The sequence below is a fragment of the Paenibacillus sp. RC21 genome, assembly GCF_044907935.1.
Taxonomy (GTDB): Bacteria; Bacillota; Bacilli; order Paenibacillales; family Paenibacillaceae; genus Paenibacillus; species Paenibacillus terrae_A.
The window spans coordinates 374,998-393,541 of record NZ_JBIYCS010000001.1 but is presented as its reverse complement, the minus strand read 5'-3'; the positions used below and the strand labels follow the sequence as shown (position 1 = coordinate 393,541).

The 18,544-nt window shown below is 46.7% G+C and carries 16 protein-coding genes; all 16 read right to left on the bottom strand.

Annotation, left to right across the window (positions count from 1 at the left end; genetic code table 11):
* Window positions 1–8: 8 nt before the first annotated feature.
* Window positions 9–1,106 (bottom strand): transcription termination factor NusA, encoded by a 1,098-nt coding sequence (nusA, locus tag ABIA61_RS01905; RefSeq protein ID WP_013309927.1) that lies wholly within the window; start codon window positions 1,104–1,106, stop codon window positions 9–11.
* A gap of 101 nt (window positions 1,107–1,207) precedes the next feature.
* Entirely contained in the window at window positions 1,208–1,669 is a 462-nt protein-coding gene (rimP, locus tag ABIA61_RS01900) for a ribosome maturation factor RimP (RefSeq protein ID WP_014281118.1), read from the bottom strand.
* A 312-nt stretch (window positions 1,670–1,981) separates the two neighbouring features.
* On the bottom strand, window positions 1,982–6,298 hold the full coding sequence (locus tag ABIA61_RS01895) for a PolC-type DNA polymerase III (protein WP_404519233.1): 4,317 nt from the start codon (window positions 6,296–6,298) through the stop codon (window positions 1,982–1,984).
* Between the two features lie 218 nt (window positions 6,299–6,516).
* A complete protein-coding gene (proS, locus tag ABIA61_RS01890; RefSeq protein WP_283655650.1) occupies window positions 6,517–7,965 on the bottom strand; it encodes a proline--tRNA ligase in 1,449 nt (482 codons plus the stop codon).
* A gap of 50 nt (window positions 7,966–8,015) precedes the next feature.
* Complete coding sequence (gene rseP, locus ABIA61_RS01885) at window positions 8,016–9,287, bottom strand: RIP metalloprotease RseP (RefSeq protein WP_404519234.1); 1,272 nt, start codon at window positions 9,285–9,287, stop codon at window positions 8,016–8,018.
* Between the two features lie 108 nt (window positions 9,288–9,395).
* Entirely contained in the window at window positions 9,396–10,535 is a 1,140-nt protein-coding gene (locus ABIA61_RS01880) for a 1-deoxy-D-xylulose-5-phosphate reductoisomerase (RefSeq protein ID WP_404580229.1), read from the bottom strand.
* Window positions 10,536–10,617: 82 nt separating this feature from the next.
* Window positions 10,618–11,409: a phosphatidate cytidylyltransferase gene (locus ABIA61_RS01875; protein ID WP_283655648.1), complete on the bottom strand. Its 792-nt coding sequence runs from the start codon at window positions 11,407–11,409 to the stop codon at window positions 10,618–10,620.
* A gap of 17 nt (window positions 11,410–11,426) precedes the next feature.
* Entirely contained in the window at window positions 11,427–12,194 is a 768-nt protein-coding gene (locus ABIA61_RS01870) for an undecaprenyl pyrophosphate synthase (RefSeq protein WP_283655647.1), read from the bottom strand.
* A gap of 84 nt (window positions 12,195–12,278) precedes the next feature.
* Entirely contained in the window at window positions 12,279–12,833 is a 555-nt protein-coding gene (gene frr, locus ABIA61_RS01865) for a ribosome recycling factor (RefSeq protein WP_283655646.1), read from the bottom strand.
* The gene (gene pyrH / locus ABIA61_RS01860; RefSeq protein ID WP_283655645.1) at window positions 12,833–13,561 is read right to left on the bottom strand and encodes a UMP kinase; all 729 of its coding nucleotides are present in this window, start codon (window positions 13,559–13,561) and stop codon (window positions 12,833–12,835) included. The genes frr and pyrH overlap by 1 nt, the downstream gene beginning before the upstream one ends.
* Window positions 13,562–13,683: 122 nt before the next feature.
* Window positions 13,684–14,334: a translation elongation factor Ts gene (gene tsf, locus ABIA61_RS01855; RefSeq protein WP_013309917.1), complete on the bottom strand. Its 651-nt coding sequence runs from the start codon at window positions 14,332–14,334 to the stop codon at window positions 13,684–13,686.
* A 132-nt stretch (window positions 14,335–14,466) separates the two neighbouring features.
* On the bottom strand, window positions 14,467–15,165 hold the full coding sequence (gene rpsB / locus ABIA61_RS01850; RefSeq protein WP_013309916.1) for a 30S ribosomal protein S2: 699 nt from the start codon (window positions 15,163–15,165) through the stop codon (window positions 14,467–14,469).
* Between the two features lie 258 nt (window positions 15,166–15,423).
* The gene (locus ABIA61_RS01845; protein WP_404519236.1) at window positions 15,424–16,071 is read right to left on the bottom strand and encodes a peptidase; all 648 of its coding nucleotides are present in this window, start codon (window positions 16,069–16,071) and stop codon (window positions 15,424–15,426) included.
* The gene (locus ABIA61_RS01840) at window positions 16,068–16,694 is read right to left on the bottom strand and encodes a DUF6115 domain-containing protein (RefSeq protein ID WP_404519238.1); all 627 of its coding nucleotides are present in this window, start codon (window positions 16,692–16,694) and stop codon (window positions 16,068–16,070) included. The genes ABIA61_RS01845 and ABIA61_RS01840 overlap by 4 nt, the downstream gene beginning before the upstream one ends.
* Before the next feature lie 41 nt (window positions 16,695–16,735).
* Window positions 16,736–17,056 carry a hypothetical protein gene (locus tag ABIA61_RS01835; RefSeq protein WP_404519239.1) on the bottom strand — a complete coding sequence of 107 codons (321 nt, stop codon included), beginning with the start codon at window positions 17,054–17,056 and terminating at the stop codon, window positions 16,736–16,738.
* 76 nt (window positions 17,057–17,132) lie between these two features.
* Window positions 17,133–18,542 (bottom strand): flagellar assembly protein A, encoded by a 1,410-nt coding sequence (locus tag ABIA61_RS01830; RefSeq protein WP_404519241.1) that lies wholly within the window; start codon window positions 18,540–18,542, stop codon window positions 17,133–17,135.
* Window positions 18,543–18,544: the final 2 nt, after the last annotated feature.

The window sequence follows — 18,544 nt, the reverse complement described above, 5'->3', positions numbered from 1 at the left end:
ACTCCCGTTTAATCTACAGAAACGGAATCCTGATGCATTTCATCGGTGGATGTTCTCGGTCTGCCGAGTTCTTCCTCCGCCTGCGTTTCGCTCTTGATATCAATTTTCCAGCCAGTGAGCTTGGCAGCAAGGCGGGCATTTTGCCCTTTGATACCAATGGCCAGAGAAAGCTGGTAATCCGGCACGATGACACGCGCCATTTTTTCTTCTTCAAACACCTGCACCTCAAGCACCTTGGACGGGCTCAGCGCATTAGCCACATATTCGTCAACATTATCGGAATAACGCACAATGTCGATTTTTTCACCACGCAACTCATTCACAATCGTCTGCACCCGCGTTCCTCTCGGTCCTACACAAGAACCGACCGGATCTACCTCGGCATTGCGGGAATGAACTGCGATTTTAGAACGGAAGCCTGCTTCACGCGCTACAGAACGAATCTCAACGACACCGTCAAAAATTTCCGGCACCTCGAGTTCGAACAAACGCTTAAGCAGACCTGGATGTGAGCGGGACAACATGATTTGAGGCCCTTTGGTCGTATTCTCTACCTTGGTAATATAAGCCTTAATCCGGTCCAGATGACTGAATTTCTCATTAGGCATCAACTCGCCCAACGGGAGAACCGCCTCCACCTTACCCAGGTCAATATAAATATTACGCGGGTCCTGACGTTGTACGGTCCCTGTTACAATATCCTCTTCCTTGTCCACAAACTTGTTGTAGATCAAACCCCGCTCCGCTTCACGGATACGTTGGGTTACGACCTGCTTCGCTGTTTGTGCGGCAATCCGTCCAAAATCACGAGGAGTAACTTCAATCTCAGCAATATCCTCCAGCTGAAAATGCGGGTTAATCTCACGGGCTGCTGGCAACGAAATCTCGGTGCGAGGATCCAATACCTCCTCAACGATCAGCTTGCGGGCATATACCTTAATGACACCCGAGTTGCGGTTCATATCGACACGCACGTTTTGTGCGGTGTTGAAATTCCGTTTGTAGCTGGAAATCAAGGCTGCTTCAATGGCCTCAAACAGCACATCCTTGCTGATCCCCTTTTCCCGTTCCAACTCGTTCATTGCTTCAATAAAATCCATACTCATGGATTACTGCTCCCCCTTTCAAATGATGCACCTGCGTCCTGGTCGGCACACGAGGCAAAAAAACATGAAGTACATGTCAAACAGCAACGGTCAAATCCGAATTAAAATATGATCGCGAGCCTAGCTCCAGCCACCTTGTCATAAGGTATGGCATGCTTCTTTTGTCCGCTCTGAACAGTAAGTTCCCCATCTTCAAAAGAAAGCAAACGACCTTCAAATTCCTTCAGGCCGTTGATCGGCTCGTATGTAGTAACGAATACATTTTTGCCTACCGCTTTGGTTACGTCTTCCGCTTTTTTCAGCGGTCTTTCAGCGCCTGGTGAAGACACTTCCAGAAAATACGCTGTAGAAACAGGGTCATTTTCGTCCAGCTTTTGACCCAGGTATTCACTGATCATACTACAGTCGTCCAGATCAATTCCCCCGTCTTTGTCTACAAAAACGCGAAGAAACCAATTGCTGCCCTCTTTGACATACTCGACATCGACCAGTTCAAAACCATGCTCATCGAGGTAAGGTTGGGCCATTTCTTCTACTACTGACTTGATCTTTGGTGTGCTCAAAGATTATAACCTCCAAAAGTAAACTTTCCTGTGGTGAAAAAGAGACGCCCCATTGCCATGGACAATGCTTCTCCATCACCGGCATTTTCCATTTTCATTTGATGTAATGTTCATTTTGGGCTCACTGCAAATAAACCGGCGTACCGGTTCCTGCCCAAAAATCGTCTTTTCACGTTGTAACTGTATATCAAACAGTAAAGAGTGGGTTTCCCCACTCTTTAAGCAACGGTTTTATCTCCATGATTACCAAAAAAATTATAACATAACCGTAGTTATGTGACAAGTGCCAGAGCTTGACTACTGGGATTCCAATTAAAACAGAGACAGCTGATTACTCTCCGGCAGTCCACGGAAACAGCCCATCTGGGACAGCATTTCGACAATCGTTTTACTAGCCTTCGATTTTTGCTGAAAATCCTCGACAGACAAAAATTCACCCTGTTCACGGGAGGCTGCGATGTTACGTGCCGCGTTTTCCCCAATCCCCTGAAGCGCTCCGAACGGCGGAATGAGTGAATCTCCGTCTACCTTGAAGCGAGTGCCCTCGGAACGGTACAAATCAATCGTCTTGAAACTGAAGCCGCGAGCCGTCATTTCCAGCGCCATTTCCAGGATCGGAAGCATTCCTTTTTCCTTTGGTGGAGCCTGAAAACCGAGCTGCTCGATTTCGACAATTTTTCGCGCGATGGCATCATACCCCTGACAACACAGTTCAATATCAAAATCGGCTGCGCGTACCGAGAAATAGGTCGCATAATATTCAATCGGATGATACAGCTTGAAATAGGCGGTCCGCACTGCTGAAATAACATAGGCTGCGGCATGGGCCTTTGGAAACATGTACTGGATCTTGAGGCAGGAATCAATGTACCATTGTGGCACCTTGCATTTTTTCATTTCCTCGATCCATTCCGCACTAAGCCCCTTACCTTTACGCACGCTCTCCGTAATTTTAAAGGCCAGACCTGCATCCATCCCCGCCTTATAAATCAGGAATAGCATGATATCATCCCGGCAACCGATTACGGTCTTGATGTTGCAGGTATTGTTTTTGATCAAATCCTGCGCGTTCCCCAACCATACGCCCGTACCATGGGACAGACCCGATATTTGTAGCAAATCGGCAAAAGAACTCGGCTGTGATTCCACTAGCATCTGACGTACAAACTTGGTTCCCATCTCGGGTACACCGTAGGTTGCGACAGGAGTACGGATCTGCTGCGGCGATACGCCAAGCGCCTCCGTGGAATTGAACATACTCATAACCTTCGGATCATTCATCGGAATCGTCGTTGGGTCGACTCCAGTCAAATCCTGAAGCATTCTCATCATGGTCGGATCATCATGGCCCAGAATATCGAGCTTGAGTAAGTTCGCATCAAAAGCATGATAATCAAAATGCGTCGTTTTCCATTCCGAGCTTGTATCATCAGCCGGGAATTGTACCGGCGTAATGTCCTCGACCTCAATATAATCCGGAACGACGACGATCCCGCCCGGATGCTGTCCGGTGCTGCGTTTAACGCCCGTACAGCCGGAAGCCAGCCTGTTTAATTCGGCCCCACGCCATTTTTTATGATGCGCCTCTTCATATTTCTTCGCAAAGCCGAAGGCCGTTTTTTCTGCAACCGTACCGATGGTTCCAGCACGGAATACGCTTTTCTCACCAAACAGTACTTTCGTATAGTTATGTGCGACTGGCTGATATTCCCCGGAGAAGTTCAAGTCAATATCGGGAACTTTATCTCCCTTAAACCCCAGGAACGTTTCAAACGGAATATCCTGTCCCTCACCCTTCAGCTTGCCACCGCATTTCGGACAGTTTTTGTCAGGCAAGTCAAATCCGCTCGGCACACTGCCATCCAAAATCCATTCGCTATGTCTACATTCAGGATTACCACAAATATAATGTGCAGGTAGTGGATTAACCTCGGAAATACCAAGGAAGGTAGCGACCACAGAAGATCCAACAGAACCCCGCGAACCTACCAGGTATCCATCCTGATTGGACTTTTTAACCAGTCGCTCGGAAATGAGATAGTTGGCAGAGAAACCGTATTTAATAATCGGCTCCAGTTCTTTTTCAAGACGGGCTACGACCACCTCGGGTAATTCCTCACCATAAATGGATTTAGCCGTTTCGTAGCAAGTATTGCGGATTTCCTCGTCTGCCCCATCCAGCAAAGGCGTGAACAGCTTGTCAGGGAACAGCTCCAGTTCCTCAAACCGCTCCGCCAACTCGCTGGTATTCCTCACAACGACTTCATAGGCTTTCTCCTCGCCCAAAAACTCGAATTCTGCCACCATTTCGTCTGTCGTGCGCAAATGCGCATCCGGCTTTCGGATATCCTTTAACGGGCTAAAGCCAGTAATTCCATGTATCGTGATATCACGGTACAGCTTATCACGTGTTTCCAAATAGTGAACATTGCCTGTAGCAATAACGGGCTTATCGAGCCGCCGCCCAATTTCGCATACTTTACGAACTGCCGTTTTCAGAGCATCAGGGCCACTTACCAGTTGTTTTTCCACCAGATGCATGTACATGGTTAAAGGTTGGATCTCCAGCACATCATAAAACTGTGCAATTTCCTCTGCTTCCTCCTCCGACTTGTTCAGCACTGCCTCGAAAAACTCACCCTTTTCACAACCTGAAATAATAAGCAGCCCTTCTCTCATCTCGGACAATTTCGATTTAGGAATACAAGGGACACGCTTAAAATACTCGGTATGTGACATTGAAACCAGCTTGTACAGATTTTTTTTGCCAATCGGATTCAGCGCATAAATACAGCAATGGAAAGGACGAACGGTCGATAAATCCTTACCAACATAGTCATTCAAGCGGTCGAGCACTTTCATACCTTTAATTTGTTCCGCATCATTCAAAAGTCCATTCAACACTTCTGTTAGCGCAACTGTATCATCAATGGCCCGGTGATGGCTTTCGAGCGCAACCTTGTATTTGGTAGTCAATGTGTTCAGACGATGATTTTTCATCGTAGGAAACAGCAAGCGGGCCAATTCCAGTGTATCCAGTACCGGGTTCGTCATCTCAGGCAATCCCATATTCCTAAGCGTAGCCTGGATAAAACCGACATCAAATCGCGCATTATGGGCAACCAGTACAGCATCGCCAGCAAAAGCCACAAACTCCTTCATAACGGGCTCCACATCCGGTGCATCCTTGACCATTTCATCGTTAATGTTGGTCAGTTGCTGGATATTGTATGGTATACGCTCATGCGGATTTACAAAGGTAGCATAACGGTCTACCTCTTTACCCTCATGCATTTTGACAGCAGCAATCTCAATAATTCTGTTTTGTGTGACTGACAGACCAGTGGTTTCAATATCAAAAACGACATAAGTCGCTGTTTTCAAATTAAGTGGCTGTGCCTGCATCACAACCTCAACCGCATCGTTGACCACATTGGCCTCGATACCATAAATCATTTTAATTCCGTTTTTCTTGGCGGCCTTAGCGGCATCGGGATAACATTGCACTCCACCATGATCAGTGACCGCAATCGCCTTGTGCCCCCACTTGGCGGCTGTTTTAACATACTGGTCAATAGAGCTAACAGCATCCATCGCGCTCATCTTTGTGTGAAGGTGAAACTCAACCCGTTTTTCCTCTGCATTATCTTTACGGGAAGGAGGAGCCTGCACCTCTACCAGATCAGAAGGAATCATAACCAGCTCAGGAATTTGCATAAACCGATCATATTCGACGCGGCCACGGACCTTAACCCATTTTCCGTTAGCCAGCAAGCTGAGAATTTTTAGATCTTCTTTTGTTTTGGCAAACATTTTCATTTGCAGCGAATCACTAAAATCGGTCAAATAATAGGTGAACAATGTACTTCCATTGCGCAGCTCTTTACTATCGAGACCGAAAATCGTTCCCTGCAACGTGACTTTCTTCTCTTCATCCTGAATTTCTTGCATCGGAACAGGCGGCTCCTTGATGTCATAGCCAAATTGAAGTCGTACATCTCCTTCCTCTTCATCCAGAGGCGGCATTTCTGATTCCATGCTTTCCATCATCTGCTGAATAACTTCACGTTCTTCCTGCATCTTTTTCTCTTGGAACTGCTGCAAAGCCTCTTGGTTACTTTCTCCCACCTGGATTTTAATGCGCATCGAGAGACCAAAATATTTATCGTAGAATTTGATGATTGCTTGGTCAATCTGCTTTTTGCGTGCCAGCTCCAGTGACATGCTATCGCTCATCGTCAGCAATAACAGGCCGTCTTCCCACTCATGTACAGCCCGGTTCATCCAGCCGTTCACGGATGGGATTTCACGGTGCACCCATTCCAGAAAAAGCTTCCAGTATTCACTGATGATATCCGCAGACTGAACCTGCTCACTATACCGAAACCGAAAGGTAATTTTAGCGATGTGGTTCATTTTCTCCTGCACCTGAATACAGAAGGCCCGATATACCTGAGCGGGAACCAGTGTTTCCTTGGCGATGATAATATTCCAATCCTTATTGGTACGGCTTATTTCCACCTGCTCAATCCAACCGTCCAAGAAATAAGGTTCCACCACTCCCGCCGGCATCACTACCTGCTTCATCAGCAGTTCCAGCCGTTTTCTCTTTTCTTCAGCTCCGCCCATGGCTCTCCCCCCGTTTTCCATTGACTTAACTACTCTAATCGTACCCCGGATTCCAAATCTACAATTCTGAAAACATGAAAAGCTTCTGCGTCTAAAACATCTCCGACCGCAAAAGCTTTTCGTAGCCCCCCTCAATCCTCCACCATAGCAACCTCTTACAATTATGCTCGTTAGCGGAGAGAATGAAGTGAGTATAGTGGTATAGCTTTACTTCTTTATTAGTACGCCCGTGCGAACACTACAGTATGCTTGGCTGGTTTGCCGCAGCACAGACATGTGGTCTTTTGCTCGGTAGTTTTGAAAGGTATATTACGGCTTGTAGCGCCTGTCGCTTCTTTGACTTTGTCTTCACATTCTACAGATCCGCACCAGCCTGCCAAAGTAAAGCCACGTTTTTCTTCCATGAGCGCCTTCATTTCATCCAGCGTATCTACGGAATAGAAGTTTTCATCCATAAAGCTCTTGGCACGATCAAACATTTCCTGCTGTACCTGTGCCAGCATCGCATGGACTTCCTCAACAAGGTTATCCTGCTGTACAATCTTTTTCTCGCCACTGATACGGGATACGAGCACGCAAACACCGTTTTCCATATCACGAGGTCCGATTTCAAGACGCACCGGTACACCACGCATTTCGTATTCATTAAACTTCCAACCTGGACTCACATCGCTGCGGTCGTCCATTTTCACACGTACACCCGCTTGTTTCAGTGCAGCGAACAGTTCATCTGCACGGGCAATAACTGCGTCACGCTTCTTAGGCGGCCCGATAGGCACCATAATGACCTGCGTAGGTGCAACTTTAGGAGGCAAGGCCAAACCCCGGTCATCCCCATGGACCATAATCAGTGCACCAATCAGACGCGTACTTGTTCCCCATGAAGTGGTATGAGCGTATTCCAGGTTATTGTCTCGGCTCAAGTATTTAATATCAAAAGCAACGGCAAAATTGGTTCCCATATAGTGAGAAGTCCCCGCTTGCACCGCACGTCCATCCTTCATCATCGCTTCCAGTGAGAATGTATCCTTCGCACCTGCAAATTTTTCAGAAGGCGTTTTTTGTCCGGTAATAACTGGGATAGCCAGTACTTCCTCGATAACCTCGCGGTATACTTCCAGCATTTTCATCGTTTCTTCGCGTGCTTCTTCCTCATTTTCATGAGCAGTATGACCTTCCTGCCACAAAAACTCACTTGTACGCAAGAACGGTAGCGTGCGTTTTTCCCAACGAACCACGTTGGCCCATTGGTTGATAAGCACTGGCAGATCACGATAGGATTGAATCCATTTGGAGTACATATGACCGATCATTGTCTCTGAAGTAGGACGGATCGCAAGGCGCTCCTCCAGCTTTTCCCCGCCAGCCTCGGTTACCCAAGGAAGCTCAGGGTTAAACCCTTCGACATGCTCTTTTTCCTTTTGGAAAAAGCTCTCGGGAATGAACATCGGAAAATAGGCATTGCGATGACCTGTTTCTTTGAAACGCACATCCATGGCTTCCTTGATATGCTCCCAAATTTCAAAACCGTCGGGACGGAACACAATACACCCGCGAACCGGGGAGTAATCCATCAGCTCTGCCTTTTTAATAACATCAATGTACCATCGGGAAAAATCTTCGCTCTGTGGCGTAATTTCCTCGACAAACTGTTTATCGTTCGACATAGAAACGCATGTCCTCCCATACAGACCCTTTTATATAAGTCCGTCTCTAATTAACCGTTAATTAATCGTAAAATATCATTGTACGTGACCGCAATCATGAGCAGGAATAACATAGCAAAACCAACGAAATGGACCATACCTTCCCTGCTCGGATCAACCGGACGTCCTCTTACCGCCTCTACGCCGAGGAAAACAAGTCTGCTTCCATCCAGCGCTGGAATTGGCAATAGATTAAATATCCCCAAATAAAGACTCATTATAGCAGTCCAATACGTAAGCTGCTCAATGCCCTGTTTGGCAATTTGTCCTGTCACTTCAAAGGTACGTACCGGACCTCCCAGATCATTAATGGAGAAGCGTTGGATAAGCTGACTAAACCCCTGGAAAATAATATCGGTCGTTCGTACCATGGATTGTCCAGCAAATTTAAATGTTTCCCCGACTCCGGCTGGCCGTGTCGGAAGTTCAGGCACGATGCCCACTTTACCACCCTTTTGTCCTTCCATTGCACGAGGTGTAATCGTCAGATCAAAAGTTTTGTTATCACGACGAACAACCCATTTCATCGGCTTGTCTTGGGAATCGGCAATCAGTTTGATCATATTTTCAACGTTCGCACCAATCGCAACCCCGTTCACGGATTCAATGATATCGCCCTTATGCAAATCAGCTTCAGCAGCTGGCATACCCGCTGTAATGTCATTAATCTGAACATAAGTCGGGTTGTCCACTTGTACGCCGACCATCTGGATATGCAGACCAAACAGAACAAAGGCAAGGATAAAATTCATCAGCGGTCCAGCAAAAATAGCCATCGCACGCTGTCCTACTGTTTTGCTGCCATACTGTCGATCCTTAGGCGCAATCTGGATGGATTGCCCTTTGGTTACCATCATCGCTTGCGGGTGTACAGTATATTGCTGATCCTCGCCATCCACATCCAATTTTACAGTTAGTGCCTGCTCCAGATCAATGTGCTGCACTTCGCCGCGCACCACATTTTTGCGGTTATCCAATTGGTCCAAATAAATGGTTTTGACGATACCGTCCGTTACACGTACAGCAATTGTTTGTCCGGCTTCAATTTCATTGATTTCCGGATCTTCTCCTGCCATGCGGGCAAAACCACCGAACGGCAGCAAACGTAGTGTAAATCGCGTCTCGTTTCTTTTATAAGAAAACAGTTTCGGACCGAAACCGATCGCAAACTCCCGTACCAGAATCCCGGCGCGTTTGGCAAAATAATAATGCCCCCATTCATGCACCGTCACTATGACGAAAAACATGAGCACCGTCATCAAAACTATTCGAATCGTTTCCAATCGTTTCCGTTCCCCTTTCAATGAGATCGAGTTTGTCTTCCTAGATTATCATTATTCTCCGATCCCACACAAGAGAATCACAATTCGCTTCTCGAACCCAAATTCAGCTTATATCCTGGCAGCTACGCTGCGAACCTCACGGTCACAGGCTTCAATCGCAGCCAGATCAGGGTTAGTGACATTGACATGCCGTTCCAGTACTCGCTCAATAACGGCTTCGATATGCAGAAAAGGAATTTCTCCACGCAGAAAACGGGCAACAGCAATCTCATTAGCCGCATTAAATGCAATTGGTGCTGTACCACCCATTTTACCACATTCAAAGGCAAGCCTTAAACAAGGAAAACGATTAAAGTCCATTTTCTTAAAATGGAGCTTACCCACCTCAGCCAGTGACAGCGGCTTGGCCGGAGACTTCATCCGTTTAGGATAGGTTAAAGCGTATTGAATAGGCACTCTCATATCAGGGTTGCCCAGTTGGGCGACAATACTGGTATCCACAAATTCTACATAGGAATGAATGATGCTTTCAGGATGCAATAGTACGTGAATCTGCTCATAATCAAGTCCGAACAACCAGTGCGCCTCAATGACCTCTAGCCCTTTGTTTACCATCGTTGCCGAATCAATCGTAATTTTGGCACCCATCGACCAATTGGGGTGCTTCAATGCATCTTCTACCGTAACCTCCAGAAGCTGTTCCCTTGTCAAATCACGAAAAGAACCACCCGATGCCGTGAGAGTAATATGTGCCACATCTTTCATACCCTCACCATTCAAGCATTGGAAAATAGCCGAATGCTCACTGTCAATCGGCAGCAACGGCACTCCTTTCGCCCGTGCCCGTTCTGTGACCAGATGACCGGCGGTAACCAGTGTTTCCTTATTGGCCAAACCGATCTGTTTTCCAGCCTCAATCGCGGCCAGCGTGGAGTGCAATCCGACACTGCCCATTACAGCTGTCACAACCATATCTGCATCTGTATTCGCAGCCAGCTCGACGAGTCCTTCATCCCCCCAATGCAGTTCCATTCCGGAAGGCAACAAAGGACGGATTTCCTCCGCCAGTTGCTTGGTGCCGACGGATACCTTCTTGGGTTGGTATAGATGCGCCTGCTCGGCAAGCAACTTTATATTTGAGCCACCTGCTAAAGCCTCTACGGCAAACTGATCCGGGTGCATAGATACGACATCCAGCGTCTGTGTTCCAATAGACCCGGTTGAACCGAGTACCGTAATTCTTTTCATGAAGCACCTTCCTATCTTGAAAATAACCGTTACTCTGCGGCTAACTTTGACCTGAGCATAAACTGTAAGCACCAGGTAAGGGTCATGGAAGCAGCAGCATCATATGTACAATTGGAAAAACGACAATCCAGCTGTCGCAGCGGTCTAATATACCACCGTGCCCTGGCAGCAGATTACCGGAATCTTTAATGTCGTACACCCGCTTGTACGCAGATTGCACTAAATCGCCGAGTTGACCCACAACTGCACAAGATAAACCGATAGCGAAAGCTTTATCCCACGGCAGCAGCCCTTCTGACAATCCGGCAAACACCAGTGCTGTAGCTAACGCTAAAACAATCCCGCCAATAGACCCTTCGACTGTTTTGTTTGGACTGATCGCAGGCCATAGCTTTCTCTTCCCCGCCATTTTGCCTACAAAATAAGCCCCTGCATCACTTGCCCAAATGCAAGCCAGCAACAAAAAGGTCCATAAAAGCCCATGTTCCATATGGCGTGATTCCGCCATATAGGAAAATCCAAAGCCTATATAAACGGTACCGAGAAATAGTATGGACACCGTTTGAATTGTGATTTTATTTTTCGTTCCCACCGTAATGATCATAAAAATAATCATCAGCAGCCAAAGCAGACTTATAGACGGTAATGGTGAGTGCAGACCCAAGGGCTGATAAGGAAATACAAAAGCTAATATTCCTGCATAGCCAACTAACGCTGTACCGCCGAAAGGAGATACCCTGGTCATTCGCGCGAATTCATAGAATCCAATTAAGGCCATAGCCAAAATGAGCAAATGGTAGGCTAAGCCGCCCCACAGGACCATCGCCAAAAAAAATACGCCTGCTACAATACCGGTAATCAATCTCTGTCTCAACGGCTTTCATCCTCCATTTACTTCAGTCCGCCGTACCGCCGTGATCTTCGCTGATATTCGACTACTGCTTCGTATAAATGCTCTTTCTTAAACTCAGGCCAATAAATATCAGTAAACCATAGCTCACTGTAAGCAAGTTGCCATAGCATAAAATTGCTGAGTCTTAGCTCACCACTTGTTCGAATCAGCAGGTCAGGGTCCGGCATACCACTTGAGAGCAAAGAATTCTCAATCAGTTCAGGCGTAATATCTCCGGATTTAAGCTTTCCATCCTCAATTTCACGACCCAACGCTTGCATACATTCAGTGATTTCCAGCCGGCTTCCATAATTTAATGCAAAATTAAGAACAAGTCCGGTATTATTTTCGGTTCGCCGAGTCGCTTCAGTCAACGCATCAACGGTATGAGATGGCAAATGCTCCTTATTTCCCATCATACGCACTTGTACATTTTTTTCAATCAGCTCATCAAGCTCAATAGCCAGAAACTCTTGCGGCAGCCGCATCAAAAAATCGACTTCATCCTTGGGACGCGACCAATTTTCAGTTGAAAAAGCAAATAAGGTCAAATATTTAATGCCTAGTTCATCCGCAGCAATCGCTGTGCGCTTCACTGCCTTCATTCCATTTTGATGCCCTACAATACGCGGCATTCCAATCCGTTTGGCCCATCTGCCGTTCCCATCCATAATAACAGCAACATGCTGCGGAATATTGTCTTTTGAAATGGCCGGTGTTTGCTGTTTTTGTTCCCCGTTCCACCAAGACCGAACCCGTTTGATCATTCCAGTTCCTCCAGCATTCTCTGAAAATGTGCCTCTGGCTTGAAAAGAGACAAACCCCACCGTAAGGGAGGGGCTACCAGTCTCTTATACTTCCATAATTTCTTTTTCTTTTGCAGCCAAAACTCTATCCACTTCGGCGATAAATTTATCTGTCGTTTTCTGGATTTCTTCCTGATATTTACGGGATTCATCCTCGGATATATCAGTTTTCTCCATTTTTTTAATATCATCGTTCGCATCGCGACGAATGTTACGAATGGCGACCTTCGCTTCTTCGCCGTTCTTTTTCGTCAGCTTCACTAGATCCGTTCTGCGTTCTTCTGTCAATGCAGGAATACTCAGGCGAATGGTGTTTCCGTCATTGGAAGGGGTCAAACCCAGATCGGATTTTTGGATAGCACGCTCAATGTCGGCCAGGGAGGATTTATCCCAAGGCTGAATCATTAGAGTCCGGCTGTCCGGTGTATTTACATTAGCCAACTGATTGACTGGAGTCATTGCACCGTAATACTCAACCTGAACGCGATCCAGTAGAGCTGGTGTCGCTCGACCAGCGCGCAAAGATGCAAGGTCACGTTGCAACGACTGAATTGCTTTATGCATGCGCTCTTCAGCGCTCTTTTTCACAGATTGTGGCATTATTTTACACTCCCTTTGACGATCGTGCCAATTTTCTCACCCAACACGACACGTTTAATGTTACCTTGCTCTGTAATAGCAAAGACAATCAACGGAATATTGTTATCCATGCACAGCGAGGAAGCCGTGGAGTCCATGACACCGAGATTTTTGTTGAGCACATCCAAATACGTAAGTTGCTCATACTTCTCGGCTGTGCTGTCTTTAAATGGATCAGCTGAATACACGCCGTCCACTTTATTTTTAGCCATCAGAATCACTTCAGCCTCAATTTCGGCAGCACGCAGGGCAGCCGTAGTATCGGTCGAGAAGAACGGATTCCCTGTACCTGCTGCAAAAATAACAACCCGGCCTTTTTCCAGATGGCGGATAGCTCTACGACGAATGTAAGGCTCAGCAATTTGCTGCATTGCGATAGATGTCTGTACACGCGTAGGAACTTTAATTTGTTCCAAAGCATCCTGCAGTGCCAGTGAGTTCATCACCGTTGCCAGCATACCCATGTAATCGGCTGTTGCCCGGTCAATTCCGTTGGCGCTTCCGGCAATACCCCGCCAAATGTTGCCGCCTCCGCACACGATAGCAACTTCTACTCCCAGTTCGACAACGTCCTTGACCTGCTCAGCGATCGACGCAATTGTATCCGCATCAATACCGTAACCGTTCGGGCCTGACAGCGACTCTCCGCTGACTTTCAGAACAACACGCTTAAACACAGGTTTTTCCAAATGATCACCCTCCAATATCGACTATATATTATGTACAGGATAGATGTCCTGTTGCAAGAAAAGGAACACTGATGTGTTCCAATTCTTTGCTCTTTCCGTATGCAATTACCGTTCGTTGGTAATTATTGTTTCACTTGAGACATAACTTCTTCGTAGAAGTTATCTTCTTTTTTCTCCAAACCTTCGCCCAGTTCAAAGCGAACAAAACGACGCAGGGAAATGTTCTCACCAATGGTACTGATTTTCTCGTTGATGAGTGTAGAGATTGTTTTGTCCGGATCTTTAATGAAAGATTGCTCCAACAGGCAGAACTCTTCATAGAATTTACCGATGCGGCCTTCAACCATTTTCTCAACGATTTTTTCTGGTTTGCCTTCGTTCAAAGCTTGTGCTTTCAGGATTTCTTTTTCTTTTTCGATCTCTTCCTGTGGCACTTCTTCGCGACGAACATAACGAGGGTTCGATGCAGCGATATGCATAGCGATGTCACGCACAAAATCTCTGAACTGGTCTGTTTTAGCTACGAAGTCTGTTTCGCAGTTTACTTCTACCAGTACGCCGATACGGCCACCAGCATGGATGTAGGATTCAACAACGCCTTCAGTAGCGATACGGCCTGCTTTGTTCGCTGCAGCTGCAAGTCCTTTTTCACGCAGCACTTCAACTGCTTTTGTCAAATCACCGTTTGCTTCTTCAAGCGCTTTTTTACAATCCAGCATTCCTGCGCCTGTTTTTTCACGAAGCTCTTTTACCGCGCTAGCATTAACTGCCATATTATTTCCCTCCAAATTTGATTTTCAGTGGTGTACACAAGCTTTATTCCTTAAAAAAAGGGTAGTGAGAGGTTATACACCTGCCAACCACCCTTTTCATTTAATTCTTATAGGTATTTCCGTAAGGAAATATTATGCTGTAGTTTCTTCGCCTTGGTTTGCTTCCATAACTGCATCAGCCATTTTACCTGTCAGCAATTTAACAGCGCGGATCGCGTCGTCATTACCTGGGATAACATAGTCAATTTCGTCTGGATCGCAGTTTGTATCAACGATACCCACGATTGGGATACCCAATTTGCGAGCTTCAGCAACCGCGATGCGTTCTTTGCGTGGATCAATGATGAACAGAGCGCTTGGAAGGCCCTTCATGTTTTTGATACCGCCCAAGAATTTTTCAAGACGATCTTTCTCTTTACGGAGAATGATAACTTCTTTTTTAGGAAGTACAGCGAATGTACCGTCTTCTTCCCAAGCTTCCAGTTGTTTCAAACGATCAATACGTTTTTGAATGGTTTGGAAGTTAGTCAGCGTACCGCCCAACCAACGTTGGTTGATATAGAATTGACCAGCGCGTGCTGCTTCTTCTTTAACGGAATCTTGTGCTTGTTTCTTCGTGCCTACGAACAGAATTGTACCATTCTCAGCTGCAATGCTTTTTACGAAGTTGTAAGCTTCCTCAACCTTTTTCACTGTCTTTTGCAAGTCAATGATGTAAATACCGTTTCTTTCAGTGAAGATATAACGATCCATTTTCGGGTTCCAGCGACGTGTTTGGTGACCAAAGTGAACCCCAGCTTCCAAAAGCTGTTTCATGGAGATTACTGCCATCTTCACACACCTCCTAAGTTTGGTTTTTTGTGTGTCCTCCGCCGACATCATTTCTCGCAAAGACTTTCCATTTGGAAAGCACCCTTTACAAAATTAATCGACGTGCGTTTTTAACACCGTCAATTAATATACCATAACACCCGCAGCGTTGCAACCAACTTTTCGACAATAGCAGGATAAGCGCGAAATGTGACTGATTATTCCCGCCTATAGAGCTTTCTAGCGAAAAATAAAAGCCGCCCACTCTCCCGATCACGGTCAGTTGGACGGCTTCTTTGTAATTTTAGTAATGATAGAACCAAAATCCTCACCCTTGGCAAACTCATAGGTACCGGTACGGATTTTGGTATTGATTTTTTGAGCCTTAGCCTCAGCCTCAAACGCACTGGCATCCGATACGATGCCTGCCTTCTGCAAACCAGATGCCACACTCCTCAGATTGCTTCCCGATGCAATGCTATATTGCACTTGCGGAGTGGCCGGCTGTTTAGGGGTATCTGGAGTAGTCGTAACACTCGAACCTTTAGTTTGCGGCTTATCCGGACTTTGGAGTGCAGACGTGCTTGCTGAAAGCTTAGAAGCAGCCGGAGGTGTGCTGCTTGCAGGTTTCTTTGGTGTCGATGGAATTTGCGCCGCTTCTGCCTTTTTGGGAGCAACCGGTGTTTTATTGCCTTCCTTGATCACCTTGTCACGCCATTCCTCTTCTGTCATTTTCGGATCAGAACTCTCACTGATTTGAAGATTCAGTCTGGCTGCTGTCTCCTCCAATTGCTCACGAGTCATGTTTTTAGGGTCCGCTGAAGACGGCTGCGATTGACCCTGACCGATCATCGCCAATTGCAGCAGTAGTGCGCCTGTAATAAGTCCGGTGCCCATGCCCAGCATGAATGAACGATTTTTGATCACGTCAGGTCCTCCCTTTCTGCCAATTGTAATATGAGCTGTACCTCGCCCCGTTGGATGCCTGATTGCTTAGCAATGTAATCCACCGATTTGCCCTGCTCATACAGCTCGAACAGTTCCTGATAACGCTCACGGATAGATTCCTGCTGAGCTTCAGGCTCAACCTCTTGCAACGGGGTCTGGTCTTCCACAGCTACAATAGAGGCGTCAGACTGCTCTGCCTGTATGGGAATAACAGTCTGCGTATTGCGGAACTGACCATAAGCTGCCACCGCCTGATGCGGGGTACCTGTATGTAGTAGTACCTCAGATCCAGGCACTGTCTGTGTAGAAACTGAAGCAATCGCAGCCTGGCGTTCAAGCTCCACAATCCGGTTCCGAAGCTCAGCCACTTGCTCCTGCAATGAGGCCTGTTTAACCGCATGTTCCTGCTTTATGCCAGATACGAGCTCAATCAGCTCATCATTGCCGTTTTCAATATCGGCCATATATTGCTCCAAGGTGGCCTCGACCTTTTGGACGACGGCCTCTTCTGTTCCCCGGCCTGCCTGCCGCTTCGGCAGCAGCCAGGCGTAGACAACAGCTGCGGCGCCCAGCAGAACAATATATATCCATGGTTGATCCACTGCCCATCGTCTCCTTTTATAACGCTTCTCCACCTGTCGGATCAGAGCGAAAAATCTATATGATGTCCCTTGTATGGATGCTCTGCAGGATGCTCCTTTGAAAGTACATTCTCACCGGACCGAGATCGGCTCTGGCCGGAAGTATCACTGCCCTGCCCTCCATTTTCCCTCTCACCGACGAATGTTTCCGCAGATTCATCCACCGCACTGCTTCGCTGGCGAATCTTTTCCGTCTCCTGCTCGGTCTTTTGCCCTAACAACGCTTGCTCATTCATCGGACGTTGCTGGTATTCGCTTTGATACTTACCCGCTTCACTGGTACGAGGTACGGCGATTTGTAATTCAACAGCTTTCAGGCTCATTGGACCACACCCTTTCCGATTGGGCATCCGTATCTGTTTTCCGAGGAATAAGGAAACTCGTTATCCCTGTGCCAGATTACACGGAGGAGGACATACTGATATCACCCTCATGATAATAAAACGCCATTCTTTCCACCGAATCTTTAATAAATTTTGTATATCTGCCGATAACTATTTTAGAGCCGCCGTAAATAACGTTTTTGACTTCTACCCGTGCGCGGCTAGTATCTTCCAAGGTTCGTTCGATCTCAAGCATTCTTGATTTGGTTTCCAGAAGCTCGTTGTCATTTGATTTTTTAGTAGATGTCAGCTTGATTCGCATCGCCATTCTTTCAGGGGCAAGCTGTCCGGCAGCAGCAAGCTGGTCCAATATGGTGAGGGCCTTATTGGTCTTATCCTGGCTGTCTGTCTGTTGCTTCAAACGTGCCCGGAGTTCAGTCAACTCATCGCGCAGCTCTGGCAGTACACCTACTTCGATTATAGTGGCTGTGGACATCGTATTACCGATCGTACGTGCCACTACCTTTTCACCAGCTTGTACACTACCACCTACGATGAGTCCTTTAGCCCCTCCGCAAAGTACATTCTTGCTGGCTTTGATCTGGGAATGCATGATGCTTTGGGATACAAGTATATCGCCCCCCGCAATCACGTTACCATCCTGTATAAAAGAGCATTTCACATTTTGTGCAGCTTTCACATACCCCTTATGGTATCCGATGATACCACCACTGATGTCGACTGAGCCTTCCGCATCCAATTCAGCACCTTCCACACCGCCGATGACACGAATGTCGCCAGCCGCCCGAATGCGAAAACCTGTCAGGACATTACCACGAATGACGACGGTTCCAACAAAATCAATGTTGCCGACGCTATAATCCACATCCCCGTTCACTTCATATACGGGAAACACATTGAGCTTACCCTTTTCAGTCGTGGTCACCAGTCCGTCGATAGCTGCGTACATTGCAACGCCTTCTGGATGAACAACTACGTTTTTCCCTACTTTAAAACGTGCCTCTTTGCCTGGAAGATAAGGAATTTCCTCTCCCGTGACGGCAATACCAGGTACACCCGGCAATGGATCAATCCGCTCGGCAATCAGTTGTCCACGCTTTACATTTTTTAAACGGGTTAATTCTTTATAGTCCACTCGTCCGTCCGAGGTTTCAAGCGGCTTACGTGCATCTTCACCAGTCACAACTTCAGCCAAATTAATTTTTCCGTCCGTACCATGAATCGGCGGTGTTCCCTCAGCAATCAGCAATTTGGTGAAGAAATAATCTTCCGATCTTGCCACAAACGTATGAATCTCATCAGTAATCAAACCATGGCTTATTTTTTGGTTACTCAGGAAACGCTCCAATTCTTCCACAGAACAGGAAAAGCCTTCTTCACGTTTGGCAAACTCCAAATAAGCGCTAAGTTTATCGGGTGAGACGACCACTTTTAAATACTGGTCCAAAGCATATTGCTTCTCCACAG